This window comes from Mesorhizobium sp. ESP-6-4, from assembly GCF_020164735.1.
In the GTDB taxonomy this organism is placed as follows: Bacteria; Pseudomonadota; Alphaproteobacteria; order Rhizobiales; family Rhizobiaceae; genus Mesorhizobium.
On sequence record NZ_JAIUGS010000003.1, the window covers coordinates 55,247 to 71,732 of the forward strand.

The window sequence follows — 16,486 nt, forward strand, 5'->3', positions numbered from 1 at the left end:
GAATATTCCTTCCACCTTGAAGACGACGGGACGCGCGGCCGCTTCGCTCGCGCTCGTGGCCATGAGCACCGTCGCCGCCATCGCGCAGGAGGCCGCCCCGGCAGCTACTGCCGCGGCGCCCGCCGCGCCGGCGCCGGCGCTCGACACCGGCAACACCGCCTGGATGCTGACTTCGACGGCGCTGGTGCTGATGATGACGATTCCCGGCCTGGCGCTGTTCTACGGCGGCATGGTGCGCAAGAAGAACGTGCTCGCCACCATTATGCAGAGCTTCGCCATCACCTGCCTGGTGACGGTGCTGTGGTTCATGTTCGGCTATTCGCTCGCCTTCTCCGACGGCGGCGCCACGAACGCCTATCTCGGCGGCTTCTCGAAATTCTTCCATCACGGCATCACCGTCTCGACGCTTTGGGCGCCGGGCGTGGCGAACATTCCTGAATTCGTCTTCTCGATGTTCCAGATGACCTTCGCCATCATCACGCCGGCTCTGATCGCCGGCGCCTTTGCCGAGCGCATGAAGTTCTCGGCGCTGTTGATCTTCATGGGCCTGTGGCTGGTCTTCGTCTACGCGCCGATCGCGCATTGGGTGTGGGGCGGCGGCTTCCTCGGTTCGGCCGGCGTGCTCGACTTCGCCGGCGGCACGGTCGTCCATATCAACGCTGGTGTCGCGGGCCTGGTCTGCGCGCTGGTGCTCGGCAAGCGCGAGGGCTACGGCACCACCAACATGGCGCCCCACAACCTCGTTTATTCGGTGATCGGCGCGTCGCTGCTGTGGGTCGGTTGGTTCGGCTTCAACGCCGGTTCGGAACTGGCTGCCGACGGCCTTGCGGGCGCGGCGATGATGAACACGCAGGTCGCCACCGCCGCCGCGGCGCTGGCCTGGATGTTTGCCGAATGGGTCGTCGCCAAGAAGCCTTCGGTGCTCGGCATCATCTCGGGCGCCGTCGCCGGCCTCGTCGCGGTGACGCCGGCTTCCGGCTTCGTCAACCCGACCGGCGCCTTCATCATCGGCATCATCGCCGGCGTGGTTTGCTACCTCTCGGCGGTCAAGCTCAAGCATGCGTTCGGCTATGACGACTCGCTCGATGCCTTCGGCGTCCACGGCGTCGGCGGCATCGTCGGCGCGCTGCTCACCGGCGCGCTGGCAGATCCGGCGATCAATGCCCTCGGCAAGGACGCCTCGGTCGGCAAGCAGCTCTACGGCATCGCCTTCACCATCCTGTGGACGGCGATCGCCACCTTCGTGATCCTCTACATCGTCAAGGCTCTGGTCGGCCTGCGTCCGTCGACCCAGGAAGAGGTCGAAGGCCTCGACGTCACCCAGCACGGCGAAGTTGTGCCGTAAGGCAGACTTCGCCAAGGGCCGGCGGATCCTCCTCCCGCCGGCCCGGAATTCCTCCCAAGATCCCGTCGTGACGCTCTCGAAAGGGGCTCACGCCTTGAGGCCCGGAACACCCTTCCGGGCCTCCTTTTTGTCGGGCGATGATCCAAGCCGTTTCGATCACATTCACTTGATCCGCCGGCATGAAACATCAGCCCGTCAGATTCCGTACTGGGATAGCGGGCGTCATCAAGGCGTCCCCCAGAACAAGAGGGAAGGAAACCACCTGATGAACATCAAGAACATCGTCCTGGGAGCAATGGCTCTTTCGATGATCAGCGGCGTTGCACTCGCCGGTGCTCTCGATGAGCCGTCCAACATGGCCCCGTTCTTCACCGACTCCAGCATGAAGACCATGAAGCCGGAAGCCGACTTCAAGGCGGCCTGGGCTTCGATGCCGAAGGACAAGCAGGACATGATGATGAAGGAATGCCAGGACGCGGCGATGAGCAAGCCTCACGCCGAATTCTGCGCCAATCTCATGGCCTATGGCGGCGCCAACAAGTGATCGTGGAAGGTCAGGTCCCGGAAGGGCCTGATCCTATCGGCGTTTGAAGACAGGGAGGTGGCGGGCCGCGAGGCCTGCCATCTTTGTTTCCGCGCCATGGTCTCCGCGCCATGCGGGTAAAGGCCCATGGTTAATGCGGCCTTAACCTTCCCCCCGATAGTCTGGCGTTCGAATCTGCCGGAATGCGCCATGCGCCCGGCCAGGCAACGATCACGGGGAAGAGCATGCGTTCAGGCGCTTCAGCACCGCTCGCGCTGACCGATACGGGGCACGGCATCCAGGCATTCGCGCGGCGTCAGGTCGGGCGGCTGGTCGGCGCGGGGCTGTTCTTGTTCACCGCCTTCGGCATTGCCGCTCTAGCCACATGGAATGTCGCCGATCCGAGCTTCTCGCACGCCACCAGCAACGTCGTCACCAACGCCATGGGCTATGCAGGCGCGGTGTTCTCCGACCTCGCCATGCAGTTCTTCGGCCTTGCCGCCGTCGCGGGGCTGGTGCCGGCGGTGATCTGGGGCTTCCTTCTGTTTTCCGCGCGCGGCGTCGACAAATTGCCGAAGCGCGGCTTCGCATGGTTCGGCTTTGCGCTCACCGCCGCAGCCATCGCCGGCTGCGTGACGCCGCCAAACACCTGGCCGCTGCCCACCGGCCTCGGCGGCGTGTTCGGCGACATGGTTCTGAAAATCCCGGGCATCGCGGTCGGCGGTTATCCGAAAGGCCTGTTCGCCAGCATCATAGCGGTCATCCTCGCCGCGCCGATGTTGTGGCTGTTCGCCTATGGCTCGGCGCTGATCGCGCGCAAGAACGGCTTTGCCGTCACGGAGCGCGCTGCCCGGCCCGATCCGCGCGAGCAGGACGAGATGCTGTTCGACGAGGATGAGGACGAGGGCGACGAGGGGATACTTGCGCTCGGCGCCATCACCCATTGGTGGCTGTCGTTCCGCGCCTTCCTGCACCGCCGCGCCGAGCGGCGCAGGCGCGAGCGCGACGAGTTCGAACCGCCGATGGAACCCAAGGCAAGCGCCTGGCGGCGCGCGGCCGAGCGGGTCGAATCGGCCGAGTTCGCCGAGGCCCGCATGAGCCCCGGCGGCCGCGCCCGCGTCGAGCCGGAATTCTTCGCCGCCATGGTCAATGACCGCAGCGTTTCGGTCGATCCGGTCGATGAAGACATTTTCGGCGACGAGGAGGACGAAGACGCCGACCTCGACGATTTCGACGACGAGGCGCCCACCCCGCGCCGCGCCGCGCCGGGCGCCAGAGTACAAAATTTCCGCTCCGATGCCGCGACCCGCGTCGCGGCGCCGGCGGCGCGACCCGTGCCGGGCGCCCGCGTCCAGCGCGAGGCGCAGACCTCGCTGATTGGTTCCGACACGTTCGAGATGCCGTCGCTGCATTTCCTGTCCGAGCCGAAGAACATCGCCAAGGATCCAAGCCTGTCGAAGGACGCGCTGGAGCAGAACGCGCGCCTGCTCGAAGGCGTGCTGGAAGATTTCGGCGTCAAGGGCGAGATCATCCATGTGCGACCCGGCCCGGTCGTCACGCTTTACGAGCTCGAGCCGGCGCCCGGCATCAAGTCCTCGCGCGTCATCGGCCTTTCCGACGACATCGCCCGCTCGATGAGCGCGATCGCCTGCCGCGTCGCCGTCGTTCCGGGACGCAACGCCATCGGTATCGAGCTGCCCAATGCCAAGCGCGAGACGGTCTATCTCAGAGAGATCATGGCCAGCCGCGATTTCGAGACGACCAAGGCCAAGCTGGCGCTGGCGCTCGGCAAGACGATCAACGGCGAGGCCGTCATCGTCGACATCGCCAAGATGCCGCACGTGCTGGTCGCCGGCACCACCGGCTCGGGCAAATCGGTCGCCATCAACACCATGATCCTGTCGCTGCTGTACCGGCTGACGCCGCAGGAATGCCGGCTGATCATGATCGATCCGAAGATGCTGGAACTCTCGGTCTATGACGGCATCCCGCATCTTCTGACGCCGGTCGTCACCGATCCGAAGAAGGCGGTCGTCGCGCTGAAATGGACAGTGCGCGAGATGGAGGACCGCTATCGCAAGATGTCCAAGGTCGGCGTGCGCAACATCGACGGGTTCAACGCGCGCGTCCAGCAGGCGGAGAAGAAGGGCGAAAAGATCTCTCGCACCGTACAGACCGGCTTCGACCGCCAGACCGGCGAGGCGATCTACGAGACCGAGGACCTCGATCTCGAGCCGATGCCCTATATCGTGGTCATCATCGACGAGATGGCCGACCTGATGATGGTGGCCGGCAAGGACATCGAAGGCGCGGTGCAGCGCCTGGCGCAGATGGCGCGCGCCGCCGGCATCCATGTCATCATGGCGACGCAGCGCCCGTCGGTCGACGTCATCACCGGCACCATCAAGGCCAATTTCCCGACCCGCATCTCCTTCCAGGTGACGTCGAAGATCGACAGCCGCACCATTCTTGGCGAGCAGGGCGCCGAGCAGCTGCTCGGCATGGGCGACATGCTCTACATGGCAGGCGGCGGGCGCATCCAGCGCGTCCACGGCCCGTTCGTCTCGGACGACGAGGTCGAGAAGGTCGTCGGGCATCTGAAGCTGCAGGGCGTGCCGGAATATCTCGACGCCATCACCGAGGACGACGAGGAGGACGACGAGGACGGTCCGTCGGGCAAGGGCGGCTCCGGCGGCGGTGGCGGCGGCAATTTCGAGGATTCCGACGACCCGTACGACCAGGCGGTGGCGGTGGTGCTGCGCGACGGCAAGGCCTCGACCAGCTACATCCAGCGCCGGCTCGGCATCGGCTATAACCGCGCCGCCTCGATCATCGAGAAGATGGAGAAGGAAGGCATTGTCGGCCCGGCCAATCACGCCGGCAAACGTGAGATCCTGGTGCCGACAGAAGAGGACAAATTCTAGGGCTTATCGATATTCAGGTGAGGCCGGCCTGCAAATGGCGGCTTCCTGCGCTTCCGGTGCTCACGTACGAAAAGTACGCTCCGCTCCGGTTGTCGGAAACCACCATTTTCGACTCGGCCTGACCTGAATCTCGACAAACCCTGGCGCGGCGAGACACCGATCCGGGTCAGCAGGCAACCGGAAATCGTCTGGCGCGTTCAATGCGGGCTCTCGCCTACCCGCCAAACTTAGGCCCCAGTGGGAGTCCAGAAACTGCGGCGACACGAATCACAGAAAGTGACCGGCATGAAGACCCAGACCGAATTCGCCCTCACCCGCCGCCAGGTCCTTGGCCTCGGCCTGATGCTTGGCGGTGCCGCCGCTCTCAATCTCGTGCCGGGCTATCAGCTCATGGCCGCCGCGCAGGCCGCCGTGCCGCCGGCGGCGCAGAAGATCGCCGACCATTTCTCCTCGGTGAAGTCGATGAGCGGCGAGTTCGTCCAGTTCGGGCCGAAAGGCGAGCAGACTGGCGGCAAGTTCTTCCTCGAGCGTCCGGGCAAGATCCGCTTCAACTATGACGGCTCCTCGAACTTCCGCGTCATCTCTGACGGCAAGTCGGTGGTGATCCTCAATAAGAAGCTCAACACCTCCGACCTCTACCCACTGTCGAAGACGCCGCTGAAATTGCTGCTCGACGACCGGATCGACCTCTCCGGCGGGCGCGTCAAGGCCGTCAAGGAAGAAGACGACCTCACCACCATCAAGCTTTCCGACAAGTCGGTGTTCGGCAATGCGACGATCACCATGATGTTCGATCCGAAGACCTACGAGCTGCGCCAGTGGACGATCACCGACGCTCAAGGGAAAGACACGACGGTGATGATCTTCAACGTCAAGGAAGGCGGCAACTTCCCGGCCGACACTTTCGCGATCGACTATACGGCGAACAGAGAGCTCAATACCAAGACCAGGTAGGTCCGCAGATATTCAGGTGAGGCCGGCCTGCGAATGGCGGCTTCCTGCGCTTCCGGTGCTCACGTACTTCAAGTACGCTCCGCTCCGGTTCTCGGAAGCCACCATTCTCGGCTCGTCCTGACCTGAATCTCAGCGAACCTACAACCTGGCGAAGGGCATAGTCCGGCTTGTCTTTACCGCGCGCGGCTGGCACTAGATCGGCGATCTCTTGCCGGACCCGCCTGAATGCCCTTCACCATCGCCACCTGGAACATCAACTCCGTGCGCTTGCGCATGCCGATCGTCGAGCGGCTCCTGAAGGAGCACGCGCCCGATGTGCTCTGCCTGCAGGAAACCAAGGTTCCCGACGAGCTGTTCCCGGAAAAAGCCTTCCGCAAGGCGGGCTACGAGCACATCCTGTTCCACGGCCAGAAGGGCTATCATGGCGTCGCCACGGTCGCTCGCCGCCCGATCGAGCTGGTCGAGAAGCGACGGTTCTGCGAGATCGACGACAGCCGGCATCTTTCGGTCAGGGTGCAGGCGGGCGGCAAGTCGGTGCTGGTGCATAATTTCTACGTGCCGGCCGGCGGCGACGAGCCGGATCCGGAGATCAACCGCAAATTCAGGCACAAGCTCGATTTCGTCTACGAGATGAACTCCGTACCGGCGAGCGGGGACGAAACGTCCGCCTCGATCCTGGTCGGAGACCTGAACATCGCACCGCAGGAGCACGACGTCTGGTCGCACAAGCAATTGCTCAACGTCGTCAGCCACACGCCGGTCGAGACGACAAATTTCGAGGCGATGCGCAAGACCGGCGGCTGGATCGACCTGATGCGGCTCAATGTGCCGGCCGAGCAGAAACTCTACACCTGGTGGAGCTACCGCGCGAAAGACTGGCAGGCCTCGAACCGCGGCCGCCGCCTCGATCATGTCTGGTCATCCGCCAACCTGGTGCCGGCTTTCGCCGGCTACGAGATCCTGCAGGCGGCGCGCGGCTGGGAGAAGCCGTCCGACCATGTGCCGGTGATTGCGAAGTTTGAATTGGATTGAGGTTCGACGTCGGCGGCTAAGAGACGCAAACCTTCGCGTTCGTCATCCTAGGGCGGAGCGCCGCGTAGCGGCGCGCAGACCCTAGGATCCATTCCGTTACCGGTGCCGAAGGATGCAACGATGCAAAGAAGCCTTGGGCAGGCCGCTTCGCCCAGAAACCTCATTCTGCAACGCGGCGAAGCGTCAACGTCACGGAATGGATTCCAGGGTCTGCGCGCGTCGCTTCGCTTCTTGCTCCGCCCTAGAATGACGAAGGCGCTTTCTGGCCGGCGCTTCTATTCCGTAAACCTGGGCGCCAGCTCCTCGATACGGGCGATCATCTGCTGGAATTCCTCCAGGATGCGGTCATGCAACAGCACCGCGATCTCCGGATATTCTTCCAGGATTCGGTGGAACATCTTGCGGCTCAATCGGATCACTTCCGAGTCGACCGCGGCCGAGGCGCTGGTCAGCCGGTTGGTATCGGCGATCAGCGCCAGTTCGCTCAGCATGGTGCCTGGGCCTGCCGTACCGATCGGGACGCGTTCGCCGCCCAGCTCCCGATAGAGCGCGATCAAACCGCTGACCACGATATAAGCAGAATCGGCGACATCGTCCTCGCGGTACAGCTTATGGTCGGCCTGCAGCACGGTGGTCTCGGCGCCGAAGGCGAGCAGGCGCAGCTGTTCCTGCGTGAAGCCCTGGAAAAGCTTCACGCTTGACAGAATGCGGATGTCGTCATCCAGCGCCATCCTAGCTGTGTCCCCGAGCGGTCAGTCCAGTCCCTCCTTTGGAGCGGCGCGCCCTCCTGGGCTCGCGAAACGCTCCACCGTGCATCATGCGATGCGTGCAACGAGCCGACCCCATCACCCTCCAGCACCAGGATCGTACCCGAAGCGGTCCCGCCCGACCGCCCTAAATGTTTGTTTCGACGCAATTCCGGACGGTCGTCCTCGGCGAAGCCGCCGAGCCCAACCGTTTCACACTTTTCCTGGAATTGCTCTTGATCATGAAATGTTTAAGGAACCAGCTTGTAGCCGCCGCTTTCTGTCACAAGAATTTCGGCATTGGAAGGATCGCGCTCGATCTTCTGGCGCAACCGGTAGACATGGGTCTCCAGCGTGTGCGTGGTGACGCCGGAATTGTAGCCCCAGACCTCTTCCAAAAGAACGTCGCGCGTCACCACCTTCTGGTCGGCGCGGTAGAGGTATTTGATGATCGAGGCTTCCTTCTCGGTCAGCCGCACCTTGGCGCCGCGCGGATCGATCAGCAGCTTCTGGCTGGGCTTGAACGTATAAGGGCCGACGGAGAAGGTGGCATCCTCGCTCTGCTCATGCTGGCGAAGCTGGGCGCGGATGCGCGCGAGCAGCACGGCAAAGCGGAAAGGTTTGGTCACATAGTCGTTGGCGCCGGCCTCGAGACCCAGGATCGTGTCGGAATCGGTGTCGTGGCCGGTCAGCATGATGATCGGCGCCTTGTAGCCGCCCTTGCGCAGGATCTTCACCGCCTCGCGGCCATCCATGTCGGGCAGGCCGACATCCATGATGAGCAGGTCGACGACGCCGCTGCGCGCCGCGGCAACGCCTTTTGCGGCGGTCGCTTCTTGCTGGACGTCGAATTCTTCGTAGAGCGCCAGCTGCTCAACCAGGGTGGCTCGCAAGTCGTCGTCGTCATCAACGATCAGAATGGTACGTGATGTCATGGATCAATCCGTTGTTTTAAAAAGAATATTCAGTTGACCTCCCCCCATTTATGCGGAAGCTCACCGGCGCAACAGCCGATCACAGTGATTTGTTCCGTGACCCAATCATACAAGAAAAAACGTGCGCGCAATGCGTCGGGCGCATTTTTGCCGAAGGGCTTGAGCGTTTTGGTGGTGCGCGCGCGCCCCGGCAACCCCGCGCAAGGCTTCCTGCAAGCCGGCAAAACGGTGTTTCCCTGCGCTTTGGGGCGCGGCGGCATCTCCGCCAACAAGCATGAAGGGGACGGCGCGACGCCGTTGGCGTCGATGCGCATCCTGTCAGGCTATTTCCGGGGCGATCATTTCGCGGGCGGGCGCAGGACGAGGCTGCCGATGACGCCGATTGGTCCGGATCTCGGCTGGTGCGAGGTGCCGGACGACCGCAACTACAATCGCCCGGTCAAGATCCCCTATGGCGCCAGCCATGAGCGGATGAAGCGCGACGATCGGCTTTACGATGTCTGCCTGGTGCTCGACTGGAACATCGCACCGCGCCGGCGCGGGCGCGGCAGCGCGATCTTCTTCCATCTGGCCCGGCCGGGCTTCACGCCGACGCAAGGCTGCGTGGCGGTGACGGCGCGGACCATGGCGAGGCTGCTTCCGTTGCTGTCGGACAGGACGATGGTGAAGGTGGTGAGGTAGGCAGTAGGCAGTAGGCAGTAGGCAGTAGGCAGTAGGCAGTAGGCAGTAGGCAGTAGGCAGTAGGCAGTAGGCAGTAGGTGTCTCGTCGCTATTGCCTACTGCCTAATCCCTAATGCCTCTTTCCCGGTTTCTGCCAGCCCGTGCCGAGCAGCCCGATCTCACGAAGCTCTCTGTCCATCGTCTTCGCGACGTCCCGACGTCCGGCGCCGATGTCGCGCAACTGGCTGTCGGAGAGGTCTTCGATCGGATCGTGGGACAGCCGGGCGGCGACGCGGGCCTGGCGCAGCCAATCGCGTGCCGAACGCAGCCAAAGGGCGAAGCCGGAAGGGGATTCCAGGGTGGTGCAGGGCTTCAGGGCGATCTCAGACATGGCTCTATCCGTGTTCTCCGGATATCAAATCCGGTTTTATGGTGTTTCGATGAAGCCATGATGCCGGATTGAAAAACAAACTGGAAACGAGTAGTTCTTTTCCGATCATCAAGTTTTATTTGGAGATCGCATGTCCAAGCTGCTGCCGGGAACGCGTGCGCTGCGGACGTTCGAAGCGGCGGCCAGGCACCTCAACTTCACCCGCGCGGCCGACGAGCTCGGCCTGACGCCGGCAGCGGTCAGCCACCAGATCAAGGAAATAGAGGATCAGCTCGACCTGGTGCTGTTCACGCGCACCAGCCGCACCATCCGGCTGACGGAGGCAGGCAATGTGCTGCTGGAGGCCTCGGTCGACGCGCTCGACCTGCTGAACCGCGCCGTCAGCCGCGCCCGCAAGATGACCCGCGGCACGGCGCTGCTGAAGGTGACGCTCGACGCGCAGTTCGCGACGAAATGGCTGATGCGCCGCGTCGACGACTTCCGCAAGCAAAAGCCGGGCATCGAGCTGCGCTTCGACATCACCTACGATGTCCGGGATTTCGACCTCGACGACGTCGATGTCGGCATCCGCTTCGGCGCCGGCAAATATCCGGGGCTCTGCGCGCATCGGCTGTTCGAGAACATCATCATCCCGGTGTGCAGCCCGGCGCTGCTGGCGTCAGGTCCGCCGCTGAAGGAGCCGCGTGACCTGTTCAACCACACGCTCGCGCATATCGAATGGTCGCGGCAGGGCGTGACCTGGCCGAATTGGAGCATGTGGATGCACGCGGCCGGCGTCGACGATTTCGACGACAGCCGCACGCTGGTCTTCGGGTCGTCGACCGATGCCACCCAGGCGGCGCTCGACGGCAACGCGGTGGCGCTCGCCGACTTCGCCATGGTCGCCAACGATCTTTCGCAAGGACGTCTGGTGCGGCCCTTCGAGCTCGGCATCAGGGTCGCGCCGGAATTCGCCTATTTCCTGGTCTATCCGGAGGCGGCGAAGGACGACGCGCGCGTCGTCGCCTTTCGCGAATGGCTTACCGAGGAGGCGGCGAAGACGCCGACGTGACGGCCTAAATACTTGTTTCCGCGCAATTCCGGACGGAAGGCTACGGCGAAGTCGCCGAGCTTAAACGCTCACACTTTTCCCGGTATTGCTTTAGCCGGCCGGGGCGGCCGGCGCGCCGAACCAGCCGATGATGGCGCCGATGATCAGCATCACGCCCAGCCAGTGGCCGGCATCGATCAGCGTCAGGGCCCAGCCGAAGCCTTCATAGCGGTGGTTGACGGTGAGCGTGGTGGCGATGAATCCGAGCCAAAGCACGAAGCCGAACAGCAACCCGGCGATCGGGCTCGGCTCGCCGCCGGTTATCGCGCCCACCACCAGCGTCAGCACGAGCGCCATGATCAGCTCGGCGATGAAGCTGACGACGAAGGGAAGGGCCGAGCGCTGCATGGTGGCCGGATCGAGCTTGGCGGCCTTCAGCCAAGGCTTGCTCAAGCCCATGTACCAGGCGGCGCCGAACAGCCACGCGACGATTGCGGCGGCGATCGCCGCCAGCCAGTTCACAACCGAAAAATCCATGCTTTTCCCCTCCAAGTTGAAGGGCGATGGAACGCTTGTTCGGTCGTTCCGTCAAGCAAGGCGCCAGACGGTCGTGCGCTTGACCTCGGCATCCTCCAGCACGCGCGTCACCGGAACCTGGTAGACGGCAAGCGATCCCAGCCCTGTCTTGGGGAGGTAGGCGCGGCCGGGATCGCCGACGAGGATTTCGGCGCCGCGCTCCCTCAGAGATCCGAACCAGGGCAGCAGCCGGTCGGAGAAAGCCTTGTCGTAGAAGACGTCACCGGCGAGCACGACGTCCCAGCCGTCGTCGGTGCCGACGCAATCCGTGCCGCGGAATTGCGCTTCAACGCCGTTGGCGTCGAGGTTGATGGCGATTGCCGTCTCGCAGAACGGGTCGATGTCGGCGGCGATCACTTGGCTAGCGCCGGCCTTCATCGCTGCGATCGCGACGAGGCCGGAACCGGAGGCGAAATCGAGCACCCGTTTGCCGCGCACGGTGCCCGGATTGTCGAGTACATAGCGGGCGAGGCCCTGGCCGCCGGCCCAGGCGAAGGCCCAGAAGGGCGGCGGCAGGCCGATCTCGGCCAGCTCTTCCTCGGTGCGCAGCCATAGATCATGCGCCTCGTCGGCGAGGTGCAGCAGCACTTCCGGCACATGCGGCGGCGCCATCAGCGCCGTGCTGTCGAGGATGAACTTTCTCGCGGTTCTCGGCGTGAGCTTGGTCACGGGGCCGGATTGAGCTCGGCCATGCGGCAGACCTCTTTCCATTCGGCCGGCGTTACCGGCTGCACGGAAAGCCGGCCGAGCCGGACCAGCGCCATCTCGGCGAGCTTCGGGTTGGCCTTGACCTCTTCAAGCGTCACCGGCTTCGGCACGTCCTTATAGGCGCGGATGTCGACGCATTCCCAGCGCGGATCGTCGGTCGTGGTGTCGGGATGGGCCAGCGCGCAGACCTCGGCGATGCCGACGATGTCGAGGCCCTCATTGGAATGGTAGAAGAAACCGAGATCGCCGATCTGCATCGCCTTCATGTTGTTGCGGGCGGCGTAGTTGCGCACGCCGTCCCATTGCGTGCCGGCCTTGCCTTTGGCCTTCAACGCCTCGAAGGAAAAGACCGAGGGTTCGGACTTGAACAGCCAGTAGTTCATATCGTTTGTCCCATCGCTTTGTCGCACCGCCACGCATGGCGTTCCCGTCTATGCTTACTCTCTCGCCGTCGCTGCGGCGAGAGCAGCCAATCATGCGCCGGCGGGCTTCTGGAAGACCCAGTTCCACGGACGGATCTGGACGCTTTCGAACAGGCCGGCCTTAGCGTAGGGATCGGCCGCGGCCAAAGCTTGGGCAGCAGCCATGTCCGGCGCTTCGATCATCACCAGGCTGCCGTCCGGCTTGCCGTCGGCGTCGAGGAAGGGACCTGCAAAGGCAAGCTTGCCCTCGGCGATCAGGCCTTCCAGGAACGCAGCATGCGCCGGCCGCGTGTCGACGCGCAGCTGCAGGCTGCCGGGCTTGTCCTTGCAAATCAACGCAAACAGCATTTTCAGCTCCGATGGTCAGATGTCGGTTTCGGTTTTGAGCGGCCTCGTCATCAGCGCGGTCACGGCCTGGCCGATGGTCACCTTGCCGTCGAGGATGGCGGCGACGGCCGAAATGATCGGCGCCTCGATGCCGCGCCCGGCGGCGATGCGGGCGGCAATCCCCGCCGTGGGCACGCCTTCGGCCAGCGGCAGGCCGGCAAGCGGCTTGCCCTGGCCGAGCGCCAGGCCATAGGCGAAATTGCGCGACTGGGCGGAAGAGCAGGTGAGCAAGAGGTCGCCGAGGCCGGAAAGCCCCATCAGCGTTTCCGGCCGGGCGTCGAAAGCGGCGCCGATGCGGCGCAATTCGACGAAGCCGCGCGTCACCATGGCGGCCTGGGCGCTGGCGCCGAGGCCTGCGCCGGTGACAGCACCGGCAGCGATGGCAAAGACGTTCTTCAGCGCGCCGCCGATCTCGACGCCAATCAGGTCGTCGCTCGAATAGCAGCGAAGGTTCTCCGCCGAAAAGCGCGCGGCAAGCTCGGCCGCCAATTCCGCATCGCGGGCGGCAACCACCACAGCGGTCGGCAGGCCGCGCGCGACGTCGCTGGCGAAGCTCGGGCCGGAAAGCGCCGCGACCGGATTGCCCGGCAGGCTTTCCTCGACGATCGCCGAGAGCAGCGCGCCGGTATCGCGCTCGATGCCCTTGGCGCAGAGCACCAGCGGCGCTCCCTGGGGCACATCGTTGCGGGCATTGGCCAGGACGGCGCGCAGCGACTGCGCCGGCGTCACGGCGAGCACGCAGTCGGCGCCGTCAAGCGCCGCGGCAATGTCGCTGGTGGCCGTGATGCCGGGCTCGATCCTGATGCCGGGCAGGTAGCGCGGGTTCTCGCCGCGGGCGATGGCGGCGACGGTCTCAGTGTCGCGCGCATAGAGCCGGACATCATGGCCGGCGCGCAACATGGCCAGCGCCAGCGCCGTGCCCCAGGCGCCGCCGCCCAGCACCGCAATACGCCAGCCGCTGGTGCTTTTCTTGGTCATGCCTTGGCACCACGCCGGCCCGAGCCGACCAGAGGCGCGGAAACACTGTCGAGTGGCCAGCGCGAGCGCGGCACGAAATCGGCGGCGTTTTCGTCGGCGATGCCGGCGCGCAGCCGCTCTATGCCGGCCCAGGCGATCATCGCCGCATTGTCGGTGCAAAGCTTCTGCGGCGGCGCGACGAATGCGAAGCCGGCCTCGAAACACAGCGCTTCGAGCGTCGCCTTGATCGTGCGGTTGGCGGCGACGCCGCCGGCAACGACCAGCGCCGGCTTTGCATGGTCCGGCAATTCCTGGCGGAAGCCGGCAAGGGCGCGGCCGACACGATCGCCCAGCGCGTCGGCCACCGCGGCCTGGAAAGAGGCGCAGATGTCGGCGACGTCCTGGTCGCTCAGCGGCGCGATCGCCGTCGCCGCCTGGCGCACCGCCGTCTTCAGGCCGGAGAAGGAGAAATCGGGCTGCGCCGAGCCCTTCATCGGGCGTGGGAAGGCAAAGCGGCCTGCATCGCCGCTGACGGCCGCCTTCTCGACATTCGGGCCGCCGGGATAGGGCAGGCCAAGCATCTTGGCGGTCTTGTCGAAGGCCTCGCCCAGCGCATCGTCTATGGTGGTCGCCCAGCGCTGGTAATCGCCGACGCCGCGCACCGCGACGATCTGGGTGTGGCCGCCGGAAACGAGCAGGAGAAGGTAAGGAAAATCGAGGCCGTCGGTCAGCCGTGCCGTCAGTGCGTGGCCCTCGAGGTGGTTGATGGCGATCAGCGGCTTGTTGGCGGCGGCGGCCATTGCCTTGGCCGTCATCAGGCCGACGATCAATCCGCCGACCAGGCCCGGCCCTGCTGTCGCGGCGATCGCGTCGATCTCATCGAGCGACACCGCCGAATCGGCGAGCGCCGCCTCGACGATGCCGTCCAGCGCCTCGACATGGGCGCGCGCGGCGATCTCCGGCACGACGCCGCCGAAGGCCGCGTGCTCCTCGATCTGGCTGAGCACGATGTTGGACAGGATTTCGGGCGCGGCGACGCCGTCCAGCGCCACAACGCTGGCCGCCGTCTCGTCGCAGCTCGTCTCAATGCCCAGAACGCGGATCAATTGGTCGCTGGCCTCTATGATTGTATCACCGGCCAATCCCAATTAGGAAAAGGCCCGGCAGACCTCAAGCTGCCCCGGGGGTTATCACGGACCGCGCGCCATGCAAACTTTGAAAATCGGAACACGCGGCAGCCCGCTGGCATTGGCCCAGGCGCATGAGACGCGGGCGCGGCTGATGCAGGCGCATGGCCTGCCCGAAGAGGCGTTCGAAGTGGTGCCGATCTCGACCAGTGGTGACCGCATCCAGGACCGGCCGCTGTCGGAGGCCGGCGGCAAGGGGCTGTTCACCAAGGAAATCGAGGATGCGCTGCTCGACGGCCGCATCGACATCGCCGTGCATTCGTCGAAGGACATGCCGACGGTACTCCCCAATGGTTTGGAGCTTGTCACTTTCCTGCCGCGCGAGGACGCGCGCGACGCCTTCATCGGCAAGAACGTGAAGCGGATCGCGGACCTGCCGCATGGCGCCGCGGTCGGATCGTCATCGCTGCGCCGTCAAGCGCTGATCCGCCGCATGCGGCCGGATCTCGACGTGGTGATCTTCCGCGGCAATGTGCAGACCAGGCTGCGCAAGCTGGACGAAGGCGTCGCCGAGGGCACCATCCTCGCCTATGCCGGATTGAAGCGCCTCGGACTTGAGCATGTCGTCACCGACCTGATGCCGCTGGAAGCTTTTCCGCCGGCGCCGGGGCAAGGCGCGATCGGCATCGAAACCCGCATCGGCGACCGCGACGTCGAAAAGATGCTGGCGGCGATCCATCACGTGCCGACCGGCCAGGCGCTCATCTGCGAGCGCGCCTTCCTCGCCGCGCTCGACGGCTCCTGCCGCACGCCGATCGCCGGCCATGCGACGGTGTCGGGCGAGAAACTCTCCTTCGCCGGGCTGATCATCTCGCCCGACGGCACGGAATCGCATGAGGTCCGGCTGGAAGGCGAGGCTGCCGACGCGGCGGAGATCGGCCTGGACGCGGCGCGCACGGTTCGCGCCAAGGCTGGTGCGACGTTCTTCGACGGCTGGGCCTGACATGGTCCGCGTCCTGGTGACGAGGCCGGAGCCTGGCGCGTTGCGCACGGCACGGCGCCTCGAAGCCCTGGGATTCCAACCTGTCTTGCTGCCGCTGACCGAGACGAGCGCATTGCCGGTCGAGGCGAGCATCGGCACCGATGGCGCCGCGGTCGTCGTCACCAGCGCCAATGCGGTGCGGCATGCGCCGAAGGCGCTGATCGCGGCACTTGCGCGCCTACCTTGCCACGCAGTTGGCAAACGGACGGCGGAAGCCTGCCGCGCGGCGGGATTCCTCGCCGTCACGGAAGGTCCGGGCAACGCCGAGGCGCTGGCCGATGCCATCGCCGGCGGCCTTGCCGGCAGGGCAATCGTCTATCTGTGCGGCCGCGTCCGCTTGCCTGCGTTCGAGCAGCGGTTGGCGGCGGCGGGCGTGCATGTCCAGGCGATCGAGACCTACGACACGACAAGTTTCGACTATGGCAATGCCGATGTAGTCGCCCGCCTGTCGGGCCGGCCGATCGACGCGGCGCTGCTTTATTCGGCCAAGGCCAGCGCCGCGCTGGCCAGCCTGATTGCGCGGCCGGCCTTGCGGCATCTCTTTGAAAGAACGGAATTCCTGGCGCTCTCGGCCCGTGTCGCCGAGCCGCTGGACGGGGTTGCCGGTGACAGGGTCCGCATCGCATCCAAGCCCGAGGAAGAGCAGCTGCTGGCGCTTTTGTCGCTGCCCGGCTGAGCCGCGTCATCACACCGCCCCTTTTCACCGCTTGGTGATGTGCTAGAGCAT

The 16,486-nt window shown here is 65.0% G+C and carries 18 protein-coding genes; 9 read left to right on the forward strand and 9 right to left on the reverse strand.

Annotated elements, in window-relative coordinates:
• Positions 1-61 precede the first annotated feature (61 nt).
• The 5 genes from LB523_RS07385 to xth all read left to right on the forward strand — a co-directional run bounded on the left by LB523_RS07385 (position 62) and on the right by xth (position 6,778).
• Positions 62-1,345, forward strand: coding sequence for an ammonium transporter (locus LB523_RS07385; RefSeq protein WP_318011953.1), 1,284 nt, complete (start codon positions 62-64; stop codon positions 1,343-1,345).
• A 265-nt stretch (positions 1,346-1,610) separates the two neighbouring features.
• Positions 1,611-1,889 carry a hypothetical protein gene (locus LB523_RS07390; protein WP_140698272.1) on the forward strand — a complete coding sequence of 93 codons (279 nt, stop codon included), beginning with the start codon at positions 1,611-1,613 and terminating at the stop codon, positions 1,887-1,889.
• A 224-nt stretch (positions 1,890-2,113) separates the two neighbouring features.
• Positions 2,114-4,792 carry a DNA translocase FtsK gene (locus tag LB523_RS07395; protein WP_224601920.1) on the forward strand — a complete coding sequence of 893 codons (2,679 nt, stop codon included), beginning with the start codon at positions 2,114-2,116 and terminating at the stop codon, positions 4,790-4,792.
• Positions 4,793-5,077: 285 nt separating this feature from the next.
• The gene (locus LB523_RS07400) at positions 5,078-5,746 is read left to right on the forward strand and encodes an outer-membrane lipoprotein carrier protein LolA (protein WP_140846382.1); all 669 of its coding nucleotides are present in this window, start codon (positions 5,078-5,080) and stop codon (positions 5,744-5,746) included.
• Positions 5,747-5,971: 225 nt separating this feature from the next.
• Positions 5,972-6,778 carry an exodeoxyribonuclease III gene (xth, locus tag LB523_RS07405; protein ID WP_224601922.1) on the forward strand — a complete coding sequence of 269 codons (807 nt, stop codon included), beginning with the start codon at positions 5,972-5,974 and terminating at the stop codon, positions 6,776-6,778.
• A gap of 275 nt (positions 6,779-7,053) precedes the next feature.
• Here xth and LB523_RS07410 read toward each other — a convergent pair whose 3' ends face one another.
• Positions 7,054-7,509, reverse strand: a complete 456-nt coding sequence (locus LB523_RS07410) for a Crp/Fnr family transcriptional regulator (protein WP_224601924.1) — start codon at positions 7,507-7,509, stop codon at positions 7,054-7,056.
• Between the two features lie 266 nt (positions 7,510-7,775).
• Positions 7,776-8,459 carry a response regulator transcription factor gene (locus LB523_RS07415; RefSeq protein ID WP_095769573.1) on the reverse strand — a complete coding sequence of 228 codons (684 nt, stop codon included), beginning with the start codon at positions 8,457-8,459 and terminating at the stop codon, positions 7,776-7,778.
• A gap of 84 nt (positions 8,460-8,543) precedes the next feature.
• Here LB523_RS07415 and LB523_RS07420 point away from each other — a divergent pair, with 84 nt between their 5' ends.
• Positions 8,544-9,140: a L,D-transpeptidase gene (locus LB523_RS07420; RefSeq protein WP_224601926.1), complete on the forward strand. Its 597-nt coding sequence runs from the start codon at positions 8,544-8,546 to the stop codon at positions 9,138-9,140.
• 109 nt (positions 9,141-9,249) lie between these two features.
• On the opposite strand, the gene LB523_RS07425 is transcribed toward LB523_RS07420, so the two are convergent.
• Positions 9,250-9,510 (reverse strand): hypothetical protein, encoded by a 261-nt coding sequence (locus LB523_RS07425; RefSeq protein ID WP_224601928.1) that lies wholly within the window; start codon positions 9,508-9,510, stop codon positions 9,250-9,252.
• 130 nt (positions 9,511-9,640) lie between these two features.
• Here LB523_RS07425 and gcvA point away from each other — a divergent pair, with 130 nt between their 5' ends.
• Positions 9,641-10,561 (forward strand): transcriptional regulator GcvA, encoded by a 921-nt coding sequence (gene gcvA, locus LB523_RS07430; RefSeq protein ID WP_224601930.1) that lies wholly within the window; start codon positions 9,641-9,643, stop codon positions 10,559-10,561.
• A gap of 90 nt (positions 10,562-10,651) precedes the next feature.
• Here the strand turns inward: gcvA and LB523_RS07435 are convergent, their stop codons facing one another.
• The 6 genes from LB523_RS07435 to tsaD form a co-directional block, all read right to left on the reverse strand.
• Positions 10,652-11,077 carry a DUF1761 domain-containing protein gene (locus tag LB523_RS07435; protein WP_224601932.1) on the reverse strand — a complete coding sequence of 142 codons (426 nt, stop codon included), beginning with the start codon at positions 11,075-11,077 and terminating at the stop codon, positions 10,652-10,654.
• Positions 11,078-11,128: 51 nt separating this feature from the next.
• Positions 11,129-11,827: a class I SAM-dependent methyltransferase gene (locus tag LB523_RS07440; RefSeq protein WP_224601934.1), complete on the reverse strand. Its 699-nt coding sequence runs from the start codon at positions 11,825-11,827 to the stop codon at positions 11,129-11,131.
• Positions 11,782-12,207, reverse strand: a complete 426-nt coding sequence (locus LB523_RS07445) for an EVE domain-containing protein (protein ID WP_095769579.1) — start codon at positions 12,205-12,207, stop codon at positions 11,782-11,784. The genes LB523_RS07440 and LB523_RS07445 overlap by 46 nt, the downstream gene beginning before the upstream one ends.
• A gap of 90 nt (positions 12,208-12,297) precedes the next feature.
• Entirely contained in the window at positions 12,298-12,594 is a 297-nt protein-coding gene (locus tag LB523_RS07450) for a YciI-like protein (RefSeq protein WP_040996441.1), read from the reverse strand.
• Between the two features lie 15 nt (positions 12,595-12,609).
• On the reverse strand, positions 12,610-13,611 hold the full coding sequence (locus LB523_RS07455; protein ID WP_224601936.1) for an NAD(P)H-dependent glycerol-3-phosphate dehydrogenase: 1,002 nt from the start codon (positions 13,609-13,611) through the stop codon (positions 12,610-12,612).
• Complete coding sequence (gene tsaD, locus LB523_RS07460) at positions 13,608-14,693, reverse strand: tRNA (adenosine(37)-N6)-threonylcarbamoyltransferase complex transferase subunit TsaD (RefSeq protein ID WP_224602394.1); 1,086 nt, start codon at positions 14,691-14,693, stop codon at positions 13,608-13,610. Before tsaD ends, LB523_RS07455 begins: the two co-directional genes overlap by 4 nt.
• Positions 14,694-14,796: 103 nt before the next feature.
• Between tsaD and hemC the strand changes: the two genes are divergently transcribed.
• Positions 14,797-15,720 (forward strand): hydroxymethylbilane synthase, encoded by a 924-nt coding sequence (gene hemC, locus LB523_RS07465; RefSeq protein ID WP_224601937.1) that lies wholly within the window; start codon positions 14,797-14,799, stop codon positions 15,718-15,720.
• Between the two features lies 1 nt (position 15,721).
• On the forward strand, positions 15,722-16,435 hold the full coding sequence (locus tag LB523_RS07470; protein WP_224601940.1) for a uroporphyrinogen-III synthase: 714 nt from the start codon (positions 15,722-15,724) through the stop codon (positions 16,433-16,435).
• Positions 16,436-16,486: the final 51 nt, after the last annotated feature.

Bases quoted from the DNA above. Each gene is read 5' to 3' on its own strand.
- LB523_RS07385 (WP_318011953.1), top strand. From the start codon at position 62: ATGAGCACCGTCGCCGCCATCGCGCAGGAGGCCGCCCCGGCAGCTACT.
- LB523_RS07435 (WP_224601932.1), bottom strand. From the start codon at position 11,077: ATGGATTTTTCGGTTGTGAACTGGCTGGCGGCGATCGCCGCCGCAATC.
- LB523_RS07440 (WP_224601934.1), bottom strand. From the start codon at position 11,827: ATGGAAAGAGGTCTGCCGCATGGCCGAGCTCAATCCGGCCCCGTGACC.
- gcvA (WP_224601930.1), top strand. From the start codon at position 9,641: ATGTCCAAGCTGCTGCCGGGAACGCGTGCGCTGCGGACGTTCGAAGCG.
- LB523_RS07470 (WP_224601940.1), top strand. From the start codon at position 15,722: ATGGTCCGCGTCCTGGTGACGAGGCCGGAGCCTGGCGCGTTGCGCACG.
- LB523_RS07450 (WP_040996441.1), bottom strand. From the start codon at position 12,594: ATGCTGTTTGCGTTGATTTGCAAGGACAAGCCCGGCAGCCTGCAGCTG.
- LB523_RS07425 (WP_224601928.1), bottom strand. From the start codon at position 9,510: ATGTCTGAGATCGCCCTGAAGCCCTGCACCACCCTGGAATCCCCTTCC.
- LB523_RS07415 (WP_095769573.1), bottom strand. From the start codon at position 8,459: ATGACATCACGTACCATTCTGATCGTTGATGACGACGACGACTTGCGA.
- xth (WP_224601922.1), top strand. From the start codon at position 5,972: ATGCCCTTCACCATCGCCACCTGGAACATCAACTCCGTGCGCTTGCGC.
- LB523_RS07395 (WP_224601920.1), top strand. From the start codon at position 2,114: ATGCGTTCAGGCGCTTCAGCACCGCTCGCGCTGACCGATACGGGGCAC.
- LB523_RS07410 (WP_224601924.1), bottom strand. From the start codon at position 7,509: ATGGCGCTGGATGACGACATCCGCATTCTGTCAAGCGTGAAGCTTTTC.
- hemC (WP_224601937.1), top strand. From the start codon at position 14,797: ATGCAAACTTTGAAAATCGGAACACGCGGCAGCCCGCTGGCATTGGCC.
- LB523_RS07400 (WP_140846382.1), top strand. From the start codon at position 5,078: ATGAAGACCCAGACCGAATTCGCCCTCACCCGCCGCCAGGTCCTTGGC.
- LB523_RS07455 (WP_224601936.1), bottom strand. From the start codon at position 13,611: ATGACCAAGAAAAGCACCAGCGGCTGGCGTATTGCGGTGCTGGGCGGC.
- LB523_RS07445 (WP_095769579.1), bottom strand. From the start codon at position 12,207: ATGAACTACTGGCTGTTCAAGTCCGAACCCTCGGTCTTTTCCTTCGAG.
- LB523_RS07390 (WP_140698272.1), top strand. From the start codon at position 1,611: ATGAACATCAAGAACATCGTCCTGGGAGCAATGGCTCTTTCGATGATC.